The sequence below is a fragment of the Psychrobacillus psychrodurans genome, assembly GCF_050209195.1.
Taxonomy (GTDB): Bacteria; Bacillota; Bacilli; order Bacillales_A; family Planococcaceae; genus Psychrobacillus; species Psychrobacillus psychrodurans.
This window is the reverse complement of record NZ_CP189791.1, coordinates 369,438-385,659: the sequence shown is the minus strand read 5'-3', so window position 1 is coordinate 385,659 and position 16,222 is coordinate 369,438. Positions and strand designations below refer to the sequence as shown.

Annotated in this window: 12 protein-coding genes; 4 read left to right on the top strand and 8 right to left on the bottom strand. The window is 36.5% G+C overall.

Features of this window, described 5'->3' with window-relative positions; genetic code table 11:
* Positions 1 to 102 precede the first annotated feature (102 nt).
* From ACQCPR_RS01945 to ACQCPR_RS01935, 3 genes are all read left to right on the top strand, one after another.
* Entirely contained in the window at positions 103 to 1,302 is a 1,200-nt protein-coding gene (locus tag ACQCPR_RS01945; protein WP_427138019.1) for an ROK family protein, read from the top strand.
* 203 nt (positions 1,303 to 1,505) lie between these two features.
* On the top strand, positions 1,506 to 3,128 hold the full coding sequence (locus ACQCPR_RS01940; protein ID WP_427138018.1) for a glycoside hydrolase family 43 protein: 1,623 nt from the start codon (positions 1,506 to 1,508) through the stop codon (positions 3,126 to 3,128).
* Positions 3,129 to 3,214: 86 nt separating this feature from the next.
* Positions 3,215 to 3,388: a hypothetical protein gene (locus tag ACQCPR_RS01935; RefSeq protein ID WP_241597570.1), complete on the top strand. Its 174-nt coding sequence runs from the start codon at positions 3,215 to 3,217 to the stop codon at positions 3,386 to 3,388.
* 151 nt (positions 3,389 to 3,539) lie between these two features.
* On the opposite strand, the gene ACQCPR_RS01930 is transcribed toward ACQCPR_RS01935, so the two are convergent.
* Positions 3,540 to 5,984, bottom strand: a complete 2,445-nt coding sequence (locus ACQCPR_RS01930; protein ID WP_427138017.1) for a sensor domain-containing protein — start codon at positions 5,982 to 5,984, stop codon at positions 3,540 to 3,542.
* Positions 5,985 to 6,313: 329 nt separating this feature from the next.
* Complete coding sequence (locus tag ACQCPR_RS01925; RefSeq protein WP_427138016.1) at positions 6,314 to 7,039, bottom strand: 3-ketoacyl-ACP reductase; 726 nt, start codon at positions 7,037 to 7,039, stop codon at positions 6,314 to 6,316.
* Positions 7,040 to 7,090: 51 nt separating this feature from the next.
* Between ACQCPR_RS01925 and ACQCPR_RS01920 the strand changes: the two genes are divergently transcribed.
* Positions 7,091 to 7,228, top strand: a complete 138-nt coding sequence (locus tag ACQCPR_RS01920; protein ID WP_427138015.1) for an SDR family oxidoreductase — start codon at positions 7,091 to 7,093, stop codon at positions 7,226 to 7,228.
* A 61-nt stretch (positions 7,229 to 7,289) separates the two neighbouring features.
* Here ACQCPR_RS01920 and ACQCPR_RS01915 read toward each other — a convergent pair whose 3' ends face one another.
* From ACQCPR_RS01915 to ACQCPR_RS01890, 6 genes are all read right to left on the bottom strand, one after another.
* On the bottom strand, positions 7,290 to 8,414 hold the full coding sequence (locus tag ACQCPR_RS01915) for an NADH-dependent flavin oxidoreductase (RefSeq protein ID WP_093493396.1): 1,125 nt from the start codon (positions 8,412 to 8,414) through the stop codon (positions 7,290 to 7,292).
* A gap of 154 nt (positions 8,415 to 8,568) precedes the next feature.
* Complete coding sequence (locus tag ACQCPR_RS01910) at positions 8,569 to 9,978, bottom strand: VWA domain-containing protein (RefSeq protein ID WP_427138014.1); 1,410 nt, start codon at positions 9,976 to 9,978, stop codon at positions 8,569 to 8,571.
* A gap of 216 nt (positions 9,979 to 10,194) precedes the next feature.
* Entirely contained in the window at positions 10,195 to 11,025 is an 831-nt protein-coding gene (locus ACQCPR_RS01905; protein ID WP_427138013.1) for a GMC oxidoreductase, read from the bottom strand.
* 166 nt (positions 11,026 to 11,191) lie between these two features.
* Positions 11,192 to 13,006 (bottom strand): ABC transporter substrate-binding protein, encoded by a 1,815-nt coding sequence (locus tag ACQCPR_RS01900; RefSeq protein WP_427138012.1) that lies wholly within the window; start codon positions 13,004 to 13,006, stop codon positions 11,192 to 11,194.
* Between the two features lie 30 nt (positions 13,007 to 13,036).
* Entirely contained in the window at positions 13,037 to 14,527 is a 1,491-nt protein-coding gene (locus ACQCPR_RS01895; protein WP_427138011.1) for an ABC transporter permease, read from the bottom strand.
* A gap of 19 nt (positions 14,528 to 14,546) precedes the next feature.
* Entirely contained in the window at positions 14,547 to 15,992 is a 1,446-nt protein-coding gene (locus ACQCPR_RS01890; protein WP_427138010.1) for an ABC transporter permease, read from the bottom strand.
* Positions 15,993 to 16,222: the final 230 nt, after the last annotated feature.

Here is a 16,222-nt window from a genome sequence, read left to right as displayed (position 1 = left end):
TGTAGCAAATAAAACTATGTTAGTCTAGTGGATAAACAAAGTTTTTTTATTCTTCGTTTATATGATAGAATGATGAAAAAAGATAGAAAGAGCTGAAGAAGGATGAAACTAAGCGCCAACCAAACATGGAATCATCATGTTGTAAAAAAAGGGAATAAATCGCTAGTTCTAGATAAAATAAAATACAACTCCCCTATATCCAGAGCCTCTGTTGCAAGCCAAGTTGGATTAAATAAAGGAACTGTGTCTTCTTTGGTAAATGATTTACTTGAGGAACATCTTATCTATGAATCCGGTCCAGGTGAATCTAGCGGCGGAAGAAGACCAGTTATGTTACTGTTCAATGAAAACGCAGGCTACTCTATCGGAATAGATTTAGGAGTTAACTATTTACTCGGAGTGCTTACAGACCTTAACGGAAATATTCACACAGAGAAGCAAATAACATTTAAGAATCTATCTTATGAAGAGATTGAGACTAAGTTATTTGAAACAATAGAATTCCTTCTTAAGTCCACACCTGAATGTCCACACGGCGTTATAGGAATTGGCGTTGGGGTACCAGGTATTGTGGATAAGGATGATAACATTCTGTTAGCGCCTAATTTAAACTGGCGTAATATAAACCTGAAAGAAGTTCTTGAAGAAAGATATAACGTTCCAATCATTATAGAAAATGAAGCCAATGCAGGTGCATACGGCGAAAAAAATTTCGGTGCCGGAAAAGACTTTGAAAATGTTATCTACGTGAGTGCTGGAATTGGTATTGGAGTTGGTCTAATACTTAATGGTTCTTTGTACAAAGGATCCAATGGTTTTTCAGGTGAACTAGGTCATATGACGATTCAAGCAGAGGGCGCTAAATGCCGCTGTGGAAACGAAGGATGCTGGGAGCTATATGCTTCGGAGCAAGCACTCACTAGACAGGCAGAAAAGTTGGATATTCCATCAGATATGCAGGACTTAGAGGGCTTAGTAACACTTGCTGAGCACGGAAATGATGAGGTCATTGCATTATTTGAACAAACTGGAGACTACTTAGGTATTGGTATTAATAATATTATTAACATCTTTAATCCTCAGCAAGTCATTATCGGTAATAGATTAGCCTCCTCTGAAAAATGGCTAAAGGATCCGTTAAATAAAAGAGTCGCAAAACAAGCATTATGGTTTCAACAAAATGATTTACAAATCGATTTTTCTGAGCTATCGACAAGATCAACTGCATTAGGGGTTGCTGCTTTTTCCATCGAAAACTTTTTGAGTGTCAGTATTCAGCAAAAAAACACTGCCCAGGAATAAAAAAAATTTCTGTTTAACTATCAAAAAATTTAGACTTGCTAATTTTTTTATTCTAGTGTTATATGTATTGTTATATTGAAAAAAAATCTATTTTTGGAATTATTAGGAGTGAAAATAATACTGTGAAGTTTAGATTCATCATGTATTGTTACGCTACTACATAGGCTTGAAATGGAAAAACTAGATGCAAAGGATGATGACAGTTGACAACTATACGAAATCCAATTTTACCTGGCTTTAACCCAGATCCAAGTATTTGCAGAGTTGGAGAAGATTATTATATTGCCGTTTCTACTTTTGAATGGTTCCCTGGTGTTGGTATTTATCATTCCAAGGATTTAAAAAACTGGCGTTTAATTTCTCGCCCTCTTAATCGTATTAGTCAATTGAACATGATGGGAAACCCTAACTCTGGTGGGGTTTGGGCACCTGCGTTGTCCTACAGTGAAGGGCAGTTTTGGTTAATATTCACGGATGTAAAAGTGACAGAGGGACAATGGAAAGATTGCCATAATTACCTGGTCACTTGCGACACCATCGATGGAGAATGGTCCGAGCCTATCTATTTAAACAGCTCTGGTTTTGATCCATCCTTATATCATGATGAATCGGGTAAAAAGTACTTAGTGAATATGAAATGGGATCATCGTCTCCATCATCATAATTTTTATGGTATTGCACTTCAGGAATATGATGTGGAACAGCAAAAATTAGTTGGGGAATCTACTATTATCTTTAAAGGAACAGATATTAAATTAGTGGAAGCTCCTCACCTTTACAAAATTAATGGCTATTATTATTTGTTAACTGCTGAAGGTGGTACAAAATACGACCATGCAGCAACTATTGCACGTTCCAAAAATTTAGAGGGACCGTACGAGGTGCATCCGGATAATCCTTTAATAACTTCATTTCCCTATCCGAGAAATCCATTGCAAAAATCGGGACATGCTTCTATCGTCCAAACCCATACTAATGAATGGTTTTTAGTACACTTAACCGGTCGTCCACTACCAAAAGAAAACCAACCTTTACTGGATCCACGAGGATATTGTCCACTTGGAAGAGAGACTGCTATCCAAAGAATAGAATGGAAAAATGACTGGCCATATGTTGTTAATGGGAACGGACCTTCCCTTGAAATTGAAGGACCTGCAATCGAGGAAGTGGTTTGGGAAAAGGATTTCGAGGAGAAGGATGATTTTAATGGGAAACGATTAAATAATCATTTCCAATCACTGCGTATCCCACTTGACGAACATATAGTTTCACTAAAGGACAATCCTGGTCATTTGCGACTATACGGGAAAGAATCGCTTACTTCAAAGTTCACACAAGCATTTATAGCAAGACGCTGGCAGCATTTCAACTTCACAGCAGAAACAAAAGTGGCCTTTAATCCGAATACTTTTCAGCAATCTGCTGGATTAGTTAACTACTATAATACAGAAAACTGGACAGCACTTCAGATTTCCTGGGATGAGGAAAAGGGAAGAATTTTAGAACTAACTACATGTGATAACTTTACCTATGACCAACCGTTAAAAGGCAAAGAGATCATTATTCCAAAGGAACATGAATATGTTTACCTAAAAGTGGATGTTCAGACTTCTATTTACGAATATTCTTATTCATTTGATGGGGAGAATTGGACATTAATTCCTATTAAACTTGCTTCACATAAATTATCCGATGATTATATTCAAGGCGGTGGCTTCTTTACAGGAGCATTCGTCGGAATGCAATGTCAGGATACATCTGGTCAAAGCATACATGCCGATTTCGATTACTTTGTCTATAAAGAATTTATTAACTCAACTAAATAATCTTTATTTATATCATAGTTACGCATTTTTTCAATATTTCAAGCCATATTAAATAAGCATCAAAAATCGTCGAGAGGGGTTTTCTTATGAAAAATGGTACTCATATAGGAGCTAACAAAAGAGGTTCTATGGCGAAACGACCAACTAGTAAGAAAGAAGAGATTTCTCTAGAGTTAGCCGAGCTTGGTTATTTAACACCAAAGCAAGGTTCAATGTCTCCAAATCGACGTGATATGAGTGAGAGAGATAGATCTTACTAATTGAAAGATGCAAAAAAAGGACACAACGCTTAGTTGTGTCCTTTTTTAATCTACTATTGAATCAACCTTAAAATGACTTAATACATATTGTAATACTTCCGCTAAATGCGCTGTTTTTCAGTTGCACTATCTGCCTTGCTGTAACTGATAACTATTTGAACTTAGCCGGAATCATTTCTGCAGGCAATGGACGGCTATATAAATATCCTTGGAACATATCGCATTTATAACTTTTTAATAAATTTGCCTGTTCTTCTGTTTCTACCCCTTCAGCAATGACCGGCATGTTTAAGTTATGACCAAGTGCAATAATTGTTGCGATTATACTGCGGTCTTCTTCATCCTGTTGAATACCTTGCACGAAGGCTTTGTCAATTTTGAGGTGATCAATAGGAAAACGACGTAAGTAGTTCAATGAACTATATCCTGTACCAAAGTCATCCATCGCTATCAGTACACCGATTGCTTTCAACTCATTTAGCACATGAATAGCAATATCAGGCTGCATCGCAATCGTTTCCGTAATCTCAAGTTCCAAATACTTTGGGTCAAGTTTAGTTTCTTTTAGAATCAATCCTACCTTCTCTACCAGATCGGTTTGATAAAACTGTCGTAAAGAAAGGTTGACCGATACGGGTACTGGCGGCAAACCTTGTCTCTGCCATTCCTTATTCTGGCTGCATGCTTCTCGTATAACCCATTCACCAATCGGTACAATCATACCCGTTTCCTCGGCAAGTGGAATAAAGTCAGCAGGTGAAACCATTCCCAAATCTTTACTATTCCAACGCAACAAAGCTTCAATGCCTGAAACTTCATGTGTGACCGCATCGTATTGAGGCTGGTAGAAAAGTACAAACTCTTGTTTATCCAATGCTTTATGTAATAGTGTCTCCATGTGAAGGTCTGTCTTTGAGAGACCATCTATTTGGGCATTGTACATTTGATAATTGTTGCGCCCCTGTCGCTTGGCATAATACATTGCGTGATCAGAAGCCCTCATTAATCCTTTAATATCTGAGGCATGTTTTGGAAACAAACTTATACCTATGCTCGCAGTTAAAATCGCTTCAAAACCGTCAAGATCGAAGTGTTTTCCTATTTCTGATATTAACGTCTGAGCTTTTAGAAGGACTTTACTTTCATTAATATTTTGCATAATAATAGTAAATTCATCTCCTGCGTATCTATAAACTGTACCATCATGGCCCATTATTTTCACTAAACGCTCCGATACTTGTTGTAATAAAGCATCTCCCATTTCATGTCCAAGATAGTCGTTGATAAACTTAAAACGGTCAAGGTCGATCATTAAAACTGCGGAGTTATGTTTTTCTGAGGTTTGAGTCTCAATCACACTTCGCAGATCCTTCTGGAACAAGCGTTGATTCCCTAATCCAGTTAGCATATCATGATATGCCATAAAGTTTGCCTTATCCTCATTACGCTTTATGTTTGTTATATCTTTCCCAATACAATGAACAGCTGAGAGTTTACTTTCGATGAACACAGGGATTACTGTAATGTGTAACAAAACATGTTCACCTTTATGATTATGCAAAGAGGTCTCATATTGATGTGGACGTCCACTTTGAACCTTTTGAAAATTAGCTATTGTCTCCATTTGCTTGTTTTTATCAATGAAGGGAAGGAAAGGCTTTCCAATCAATTCTTCAGAGGGAACACCCAAAATTTTCTCTGTAGCATCATTTACGACTAGAAAATTCCCTTCTAAGTCAAAGGTAATAACAGGATCAATGTTGTGCTCAAATAATGCCCTATACCTCTGTTCACTTTCCTTTAGGAGGTTTTCTATTCGTATTTGTTCAGTAATATCACGAGCGACACAAATAACCTCTACTACTTCACCATCCAGTATAGTAGGGACTGCTGTTATATCAATATTAAAAACTGAACCTTCTCTATTGACGACCGAGATTTTAAACTCCGCTGTATTTCCTTTCAATACTTCAAAAAAGTAATCATTTGTAACATCGAGGTCTTCAGGTACAATCAAATTTCGAAAGCTCATACTAGTGATTTCGTCATACGAATATTTTAAAATCTTTAATCCTGTTGCATTTGAGTTTGTGAAAATTCCCTCGGGATTAATGGTAAATACTATATCAGGGTTATGATAAAACAGTGATTCAAACTCTCTCGTCGATTTTTTTAACTTATTTCGTGTATCTTGATGTTCAGTTACATCAATAATAGTTAAAATTAAGTATCGATTCCCATCTTCAAGCTCAATTGCATGCCCTGATACTTTTAATGCTCTACCTTCCAAGTTTTTCTTTAATGGCGAAGAGTCAGCCTTATGCAGCTTTGAAGAATGTTCACTCTTCAAAGCTTCGAAGTCCGAATCACTAGGAACTCCAAACATGTCCTCCCAGTTATATAAACAGATATCTTCTTTTTCCATACCTGTTAGTTTCACAGCAGCCTCGTTTGCATATATAAACTGATCTGGATACTGCCTTTCTTTTAAGGTTAATATACATATTGGTTCAGGAAAGTTCTCAATAAACCGAACAAAATCGCTTTTGCTAAACTTTGAATTTAAAGTAGAACTCTCATTATAGTAGATTTCCATCATAGTCACCTCGCTTTTAATTACTCTTAATAACAAGTCTTTTGTAATACATACTTAAGAAGATTATAACAACCAAGAGCATGCATTACAACACGAATATAAGTACTAAGGCTTATTTTTCAACTTATACATTTATAAAAATAAATCAAAATACCTATAAGTAGTGACAACGAATTACCAAAAACTTATTATTGTAACTAAATACCCTCATCTAGAACTTTAGTAAACCTTTGAAGGACTCTCACCCATTAGAGAAATAAGTGCTTCAAACACAAAAACGCACCATACCTCAAAAGGAATGGAGCGAATTTATAGGATTATTATGCAAATTAGAATGGATTAGTCGCTAATAGACTAGCTGTCTTCACGTAAATTCTTGAGTTTAATTTCAATTGTGAAACTATAAATTCTGCTATGTCTTCTGGTTGCATAAATTGCTCAATTTTCTCTTTATCCACTAAAGATGATTTAGTAGCAAGTTCGGTTACTACTGTACTTGGAGTCAATGCTGTCACACGTATATTATTTCGACGAACTTCCTGTGCCAAAGATTCTGTTAGCCCAATAACGCCGAATTTAGATGCACTATAAGCACTTGAACCAGGTGCTCCATTTAAACCATTCGTAGAAGAAATATTTATAATATCTCCTCCATTTTTTTCGATCAATTGCGGAAGAACTGTATGTGTCACATAATAAGTACCCATTAAGTTAACATCAATGATTTTTTTCCACTCCACAGGGTCTGTATCTACTAGTTTCACAAAGCCACCAATTCCTGCATTGTTGATCAATATATCGGCAGTTCCTAATTCATTAGTTAATTTCTCTATTGCTTGTTTCACTTCTTCTAATGAAGAAACATCAGCTGATGCATATGCCACTTTAACACCTAAGCCATCTATTTTCTTGGCTACATCCTTTAATGCTTCCTCTGTTCTAGCTAGTAGTCCAACGTTTACTCCTTCTTTTGCCAAAGCAAAAGCTATAGCTTCGCCAATACCTCTCCCTGCTCCCGTCACAAATGCTACTTTACCCTTTAATGATTGTCCCATTTTTAGCAACTCCTTTGAAATGATAATCTATCTCCATCATAATGCTGAAAAATGGAAAACTCCAATAAACGCACTTTATTTGGTCAACCTCGCGAAATTGCACAAGCTTCTCTATGGTTAGCATCGGATGCATCATCTTACGTGACGGGTACGACTAATCACGCGGATGCAGGTTATACTTCACGTTAATTAAAATAAAACTTTGCATCTAAAAAACGAGAGAAGTGATAATCACTTTTCTCGTTTTTTTTTAGTCTTCTACCGGTAACCAGCCTTTTACATTCATCAGTCTATCCCACAATGGATCTGGAATAACTAGCTCTTCCTGCGCTTGCCTAGAAAGGGTTTTACGTATTTGATCTTCCTGACCAGCTTGAACTTTCTCCACCCAGTTTGGTTCCATCAATAATTCTCGACCTAGTGCAATGAAGGGTACACCTGTTTCAAGTGCTTCTACTACTTCATCTGGTGTATGCAATGAACCTACCCCGACTACTGGAGTACGATTCCCTACTCTTTCATGTATCTTAATAATTCTAGATTCTGTTTTATCTTCTTCACGGAAGGAGCCATTCCAAAAATGATTAACAGACACATGTAAATAATCTAAGCCTTGATCTGCTAGCTTATCTACAAAATGAAGTGTATCTTCCAATTGAATACCTGGATTACTGCCCTCTTCTGGGGATATTCGATAACCAACTACAAATGGTTTTTTTGCATAATCCTTTACTGCTTTTTTAACAGAATTTACGATCGCCATAGGAAACTTCATCCGATTCTCAAGGGAACCACCCCACTGGTCTTCTCTTCTATTTGAATGCGGCGAGAAGAATTGTTGTAATAAGTAAGTGTTTGCTCCATGGATTTCTACACCATCAAAGCCTGCTTCAATAGCTCTTCTAGTAGCATCTCCAAAGTCCTGGATTGTATTATTAATTTCATCCTCTGACATTTCTCTCGGAACTATTGCACCTTCACGTTCCGCAGCAACTGCACTTGCTGAAACAGGTTGTTTATCTGGAAGTAATTCTGGAGGTGACTGTCTGCCTCCATGATAAATTTGGATAATCGCTTTTGTACCATTCGACTGAATAGCTTTTGCTAGTTTTTTCAATCCCGGCAGAAATTTGTCATCATCTATACTGAATTGGCCTGGAAATCCCTTTCCATCCTTACTTACATACGCACAAGCGGTAATGAATGTCCCCACTCCACCAGTACGTTCTTTATAATAAGCTAGCTCTCTTTCAGAAACTTCCCCACTTTCTTCAGAGGAATAGTTAGTCATCGGCGCTACCATTATTCGATTTTTTACTTCTACACCTGATGGAAAAGTAAATTCTTGAAAAATCTTCTCGTATTTTTGCTTCATAGTTTTTTAACTCCTCTACTAGCCCTTCCGGCGAAGGACAATGTGTGATCTCTTTTTAATAGTACAGAAGTTGGCCGTAATCTTCCAACAATCTGCAATCCAAAAATCCCTATGAACAAACTATTCAATGATAGTATGCTACATAGGGATTTATTTATTGCTCTGCTCTAATTTTTTCTATTTCATTTGCCCAAGCGTCGATGTTTTGATGAATGCGCTCATACTCATCATCAACCTCTTTGTCTTTAGCGGTTTTTAGTTCTTTATTGATGGCAAGTAATTGGTCCTTACGCTGATTAACCATCTCGGTAAGTTCTTCTCCTTGTTCCTTCGTAATCATCTCTTCCGTAACTAATAACTGAATCATTTCTCTGAAGCGACTACTTTCTATTGTGACTGCATTATTTAGTTTCAATGACAGTTGTCCTATTGAATATTTTGCATTAGATACCGCAAAACCATTAGGTCCTGATAGCTTAATATGAACTACATCTGTCATACTAGGGATAACCCACTTTTCAGCAATACTATTATTTAATTCTTCGCTATTATTTGCAGAAATATACTCTCCATTACCAGCTTCAGCTACTGCTTTTAACTGGTCTTCTCCCCTTTGGTCCACATTAAATCCAATAATATTCACTTTACGATTCTCGTTATCCTGCGCAAACTCTTCTGCTGCTTTAATCGGATCTCCATCACAAGTTTCTGCTCCATCACTTACAATATAGACTGTTAATGGACCTTCCATATCTTTGCTCGCCGCATTGACCGTCTGAATAGCAGCAGCTAATGGAGTCCACCCTTTGGCAGCCACCGCATCTACCGTAGCATCAAATTCTTTTTCCTTATAACTTTGGAATGGAAATACTTCATCTATTTGTGTACATGAGAGTTCTTTGTCCTTATCTTCCTGTGTTCCAGCATGTCCATAAACATAAAGGGAGACTTCATTGTCTTCTCCTAAAGTTTTCGCAAACCGTTTAACCGCAATTTTAGCAATACCCATTTTTTGCTTCCCATCTACTGAAAGTAGCATACTGGAGCTAGCGTCCAACAACAGAAAGGCTTTTGGTGGTGCAACCTTCTCATCATTCTCCTCTGCACCAAATTCTTTTGTTGGTTTTGGTAAATATGGCTCGTTCATGACCGCAGCATAGTTAATCTGCTTATCTAGTAAATCTTTATATACATTACTTCCAAAGTAATATTGTAAAGCCTGCAACATTACACTGGTATCATCTGTTGCTGTTACTACACTTTCTATCTGTTTCTTTTCCTCCGAGCTTAGTTCCCTAGCATCCTTTGGCCAGCTAGATGTTTCATAATCTAATGTATAGTCAAGTGCAAACAATCCAGGCTCCGTATGCTTCCATTCTTCTATTGTTGTGGGAATCACTACTTTGTCGATGACACTAAGGTCTGCTTCTTTAGATTTCTCCATACCTTTTTGTTCCTTTACAACTGTCTCCTCTAACTGCTCAGTGACCTCTGCTTTTTCATTTTCACTACAGCCCGAGAAAAGCAATGCGAGTAAAACAACGGGAATAATTTTTCTCAACATTGAAGACCTCCTTTATTAACCTTTAGTTTCTATACGTATGTACCTAGTATTTGTTTCACTAAAAGTGAATGTGATTTTAGAAATCAGAAATAGCCCATTTGCTCACTAGACGTTATTTTGTAGAAACACTATATACTTTTAGTTCTCTATAAAAAAACTCCTGACCACATATTAAATACGGGTCAAGAGCTCTTTTAAAGAATAACTAGTTGTCATTTATGCTTTAACTAGTAATCCGCCTTCTTTTAAATATTTTTGAATACCTTCTGCTGCACGATAAGAAAGTGCACCCAGTGTACCAGTTGGATTAAAGCTACTATTATGTGGAAATGCAGATGCACCTAAAACAAATACGTTTTCAGCTTCCCACATTTGTAGGTAAGTGTTTAGCGCTGATTTCTCTGGGTCTGTTCCCATAATTACTCCACCTGTATTATGAGTGTTTGAATCTTTGTTTACGTTAAATGGACCTTGCTCTTCATTTGTATCAATAATATCTGCACCAATTTCCTCTGCAAATTTACGTGTGATAGCCGACATGTATTTACCCATTGCACGATCATTATCTGTATATTCATATGTCATGCGTAATAATGGATATCCAAATTCATCTTTAAATTCCGGATCAAGATCAAGGTAATTTTCTTTATGTGGTAAAGAAGCGCCCTGCGTTTTAACTGGGAAGTTTGAATTCGCATATTTAATAGATTTCTCTTTGAACTCAGCACCCCAGTTTGGTGTTCCTGCGGGTACACGGTTTACAGCAATTGGACGGTCGCCGTATTGTGTTGAACGAATGCCAGCTCCATGAATGAAGTCTACTTCGGAATGGTCAAAGTTATCACCCATATATTCAGCAATTTCCATCCCTAATGCACCAGCACCGCCGTACAGATTGAACTCTTTATCCTCGAAGAATAGCTGAGAACTTCCAGCAGTTACTTGGTAACAGTAATTTTTACCAATTGTCCCTTTACCTGTTTTGGGATCATAAGGAGTACCAAGAGGATGTTGGTCACGAAGGCGTTGCCACACTATGTGGCGCACTTAGCCTTTGTACTCCACCTAAAACGGAAATCAGCAGGATTATTCACTCTTAAAAGTGTCGAAAACCCAGTGTGCACGGGACATTTTTTATACTTTCTTATCTATTTTAAAAAAACACCAGCCTCTAATACAAATCGAAATTTGTATAGAAACCGGTGCTTTATAATTATTTTTTACTTGCATGGTAAGCTTCTAAGAACTCCTTCACTTTCGCTGGATCTGCAACTACCTCATTTCCAGTATCAACAAGTGGACTTACAGTAGAAACTGCTTTGTTTTTGTTTCCTTGGTAATAATTCAAAATTTCATCTTGGTTAATGGAATACAGAATAGCTTTTCTTAAATCTTCACTATTAGATACTTCACGATTTTGAGTATTGAACAACAGATAGGATACAGCGTTACTGTCATTTTTTTGAAGGGTTAATTTACTATCACCCTCTACTAGGTCATATTTTGTTTCTGGCACTCCATTGAATATATGGATTTCCCCATTACGTAATGCTGAGAGCGCGCTATCCGGATCTTGTATGAAACGTACAGTTACATTGGAGATTTTAGCTTCATTTTCTGTTCCTGTCATGTACGCTGGATTCTTCAAGAATATAGCTTCGTAATCATTTTTATATGACAAGATGTAAGGACCGCTTGCATATAACGTATTGTTATACTTGTCACCTTCTGTAACTGTGTTTTGGTCTCCATATGGAATATCTGTATTTACATCAAATGTTTCGACATCGTACGTATTTATGCTTTCTACTTGTTTCTTAGATACGATTCCAGCAGATTGGTGAGCTAAATAATTTAGTACTTGCGGGAAAGGATTTACAGTAGTAATTTTAACTACTTGATATTTTCCCGCTGCATTAGCTGCTGTATTTTTGTCTTCTACTAATTCTGTAATTTTAGCATCTAAGCCATTTTCAAGAGCTTCTTTTACAGTAACATCGCTTCCAGATTGTTTGACATCAAGCTCTGACAGGTCCGTTACTACTTCGATTGCTTCCATACTTTCATGTAAGCTATATGTGCGGTGATCTGGTACAGACTTTTCGTCTTTAGCACGGTTCATCGAGAATACAACATCATCTGCACCAACGCGTTCCCCAGTATCAACTGCTTTTTTATCTGCAACGGCAGCAAAGTTTATATCATCACGAAGAAGGAAGTAATAAGATTGATTCCCTTCGGCAATTGCATGATTAAGTGATAATGAGCCATCTGAAACAACTTTATCGTCATCTGTTAAATTTACAAGTCTTACATACATATTAGTGTTTAACGTATTAATAGAACCGTCATTTCCCTTAATCGGATCTAAAGATGTTAGTGCTCCAATTGCTTGTTGCATTATTAATGGTTGTGTTGCTCTGTTAGAAGTGTCTGTAAAGTCAATAGACTCCCATGCAACTGCACGTGATTTTGCCAGTCTTACCGTATCTGCATTTAAAATTTCTTTGTTTACGCCCTGTGCTTTGAATGAATTATAAAGAGGTGCAATATATGCTTTATCCAGAACAAGATGTTGCTCTAATTGTTTATATGTTTCTGTAAAATCTTCTTCCGTTTCTGTACTTGCTTTATCAATTAACTTATCCACTTCTTCATCAGACATAATACTATTGTCACCGTCTGATTTGAATAGTGAACGTACCGCATAATCAGGATTCCCTGTAACTGTTGTCCAGCTAGATAGTGCTAAATCATAGTTACCAGCATCTTTTTGAGCTGTAAAGCTTCCGTAATCTGGTTGGATATTCAGCTTCACATCAAAACCATTTTTAATCAGTTGATCACGTACGATGTTCATATCCGCTTCTCCAGTACTCATACCTAACAGTTCAATAGCGACCGGAGTATCATCCGTTTTTACATCTTTATTATCATTTCCTTTGTCCGCTACGTCAGACTTCGTATTTACGCATCCAGCTAATATCAATACAAAGCTAAATAGTATTGCCAATAAACTTTTTTTCATATCCATGTCCTCCTATATAATATTATTTTTTTAATCCATCCTCGGATCAAAAGCATCTCTTAACCCATCTCCTAAAAAATTGAAAGATAATACAAGACCTATAATTGCTAGCCCCGGTATAATTGCTAGATAGGAATGAGATTCAAGATAAGTACTTCCTATTTTTAAAATATTTCCCCATTCTGGAATATGTGGTTCAACCCCTAGTCCAAGGAAACTTAAGCTACTAGTTGCAATTACAGCGCCACCAATAGTTAAAGTGGCTTTTACAATCATTGGCGCAAGCGAGTTTGGTACAATCTGCTTAAAAATTATAGATAAGTCAGACGAACCTAATGCACGTGCAGAATCTACATATTCATAATTCGATACCATAAGTACGTTCGCCCTCATCGTTCGTGCATAGCTTGGAATGGCACCAACACTAAGAGCTAGTATTAGATTCATCGTGTTAGCTCCGAATGCAGCAATAATAGCTATGGCAAGCAAAATTCCTGGAATAGCATACAAAATATCTAGCAATCTCATAATAATGTTATCCGCTCGTTTCGTATAATAGCCCGCTATTGCTCCAAGAAACCCGCCAATAATTAGCGGAATGATTGTAGACGCAAATCCTACCAGAAGAGATATTCTTGCTCCAAAAATAATTCTTGAAAATAGGTCTCTACCAAAATCATCAGTTCCAAAGGGATGTTCTAAGCTTGGTTTTTGTAGCAAACTTCCATAGTCATTTTCAACAGCCAAATCATAATCGAACGTATACTTGCTACAAACTGATAGAGAAAGCATAAGAATGATGAAGAACAATCCTAATATTGCAGTGGAATTCCGAGTAATTTTGTTCCACATCGTGTTCCACTTCATAATTCTAGAACGATCGTAGCTGCGAGCCTTAATGACTAGACTAATACCCAGTAACAGATTAAACAAATTTCCAGTTAGTGATGAAATAATTAATAATACAGCAATGATAAGGAACCAAGATGGCGCCGATTCATCCTGTACATATTTCCCTACAAGAACTAAGGTCACTATTTGAAAAAGCAGGATTCCCAGAAGAATACCCATAGCAGGAACAAAAGTATCTGTCACATACGGTTTAAATAAGTTGAAAGCCGAGACAGCAATTACGAAAATCTGTGTAAATAACATAAATACAGCAAACGTATACTCTGGTGGTTTTTTCTTTTTAATCAAGTTAAAAGCAAATGATGCCGTAAAAACATTTGCACTCAATATACTTAAAAGTTGAATATATCCGAGCTTTCTTGTAATAGGTTGTATTGCACCAAATTTCAAAAGATCTTTTTTAATTTTCCAGGTTAGGAATAATTGATATACAGTGAATACGGCGTAAACTATAAATATAGTAAAAACAAGAGACTTAATCGTTCCTTCTTTGTAGTTGAAACTATTTATCAGGAAAACAAGGCTTACTACGAAAGAAAGAACCCATGCAAAGTTTGCTTGCGTATACTCCCGAGACAATTTCAAAGCATGTTTTTTAAATGAATTCACCTCTACACCTACTTCTAAATTACAGTTGCTTCATCTTAGATCGTATGCGAGGGTCGAAAAACGCATACAAAATATCGATGAGCACGTTTACTAATGAAATTGTTATAGCAATATAAATTACCCCACCCATGATGGCAGGAATGTCAGGAATAAACTGCTTATCAACGATATAGCTTCCTATACCACTAATATTGAAAACTTTCTCAGTAACAGCGGCTCCACCGAGCATATCCCCAAACAGCAATCCAATTACTGTAATAATGGGAATCATAGCATTACCAATTGCATGTTTCCAAAGTACCTGACGCTTATTAAGCCCCTTAGCTTTTGCCGTAATAATATAATCTTCATTTATTATTTCTAGCATAGAGGAGCGAGTCATTCTTGCAACAGATGCTGTAAGCCCCGTCCCTAAAACTATTACTGGCATAATAATAGATAACAAATTCTGAGGATTATAAGTCGCTGGTAACCATTGCAATTTAATAGAAAAATTCAAGATAAATATTAACCCCTGCCAGAAATTCGGAATAGATAAACCAATTAACGCTATAAACATAAAAGAATAATCTAAAAATGTGTTTTGTCTAGTTGCTGAAATGATTCCAACTGGGATTGCTATAACAACTGCCATCAAGAGTGAGAAAATCGCAATTATTAAAGTGATAGGAAACTTATTAGCAATGCTTGCTGCAACGTCTTCATTTCCAGTAAAGGAAGCTCCTAGGTCAAACGTGAAAATGCCTTTGACAGCATTCCATAATTGGGCCAAGTAAGGCAGATCCAAACCATAGGTATGATTGAAAGATGCTATTTGCTCTTTTGTTGCAGCTTCTCCTAAAAGATTCGCTGCGGGATCAAAAGGTGACAAATACAAAATAGTAAACACTAGAACCGAGACCCCCGCAATAACTAAAACACTCATAACTAGACGTTCGAAAACAAATTTAATAAAGAAATTACTAATCAAAAAAAGCAGTATATACATTAGTATTCCAGGGATAAACGAAACAATTAAAAACGGTGGTTTTTTTAGTAAATCTCGAAAATACGAAATATAATTGGGCTTTACTAAACCTTGCTGTTCATACTCAGCATCAATATTTTCCGCAAGTAACTTCGAGTATCGTTCCTGTACAAGTCTATCTACTTCACTGTTCATATGCTGTTCATCCACTGTCTCATGAAAGAAAGCATGTTTCCGGACGTATTGTTCTTTGAATTCACTTTTTAATTTTTCTTTAAGCCCTGACGTTTGTAACGAAGCATTTATTTTTTTATGAATAATAGAATATGTATCATTGTTTCTCTTCAATTGGTAGATGATAAAAATAACGACATGTAAGGGAAACCCTAGAAGAAGCAACAAATATTTATACGTATTTCTCTTCATCATTTTTTCAAATATATACGCAAGATGATCAAAAAAAACCAAATTCACCGATGGTTCTTTATTTATTCCCATCGACTATTTACCTCCTTTCTGATATATTAGAATTCCTAGTGGTATTGTATAGTATAGATTTTGAATTTTATTAAGTCAATGACATTTATTTATTAATTGAGTCAATTTCATAAAATCATATTTAATAGTGAAACGCGAACAACACTGATTTCCATTCTAGTCGAACGCTTGCCGATCCAAGCTACGAAATCGACTTTTAAAAACCCATTAAAAAGCTTCTTTATTAAATA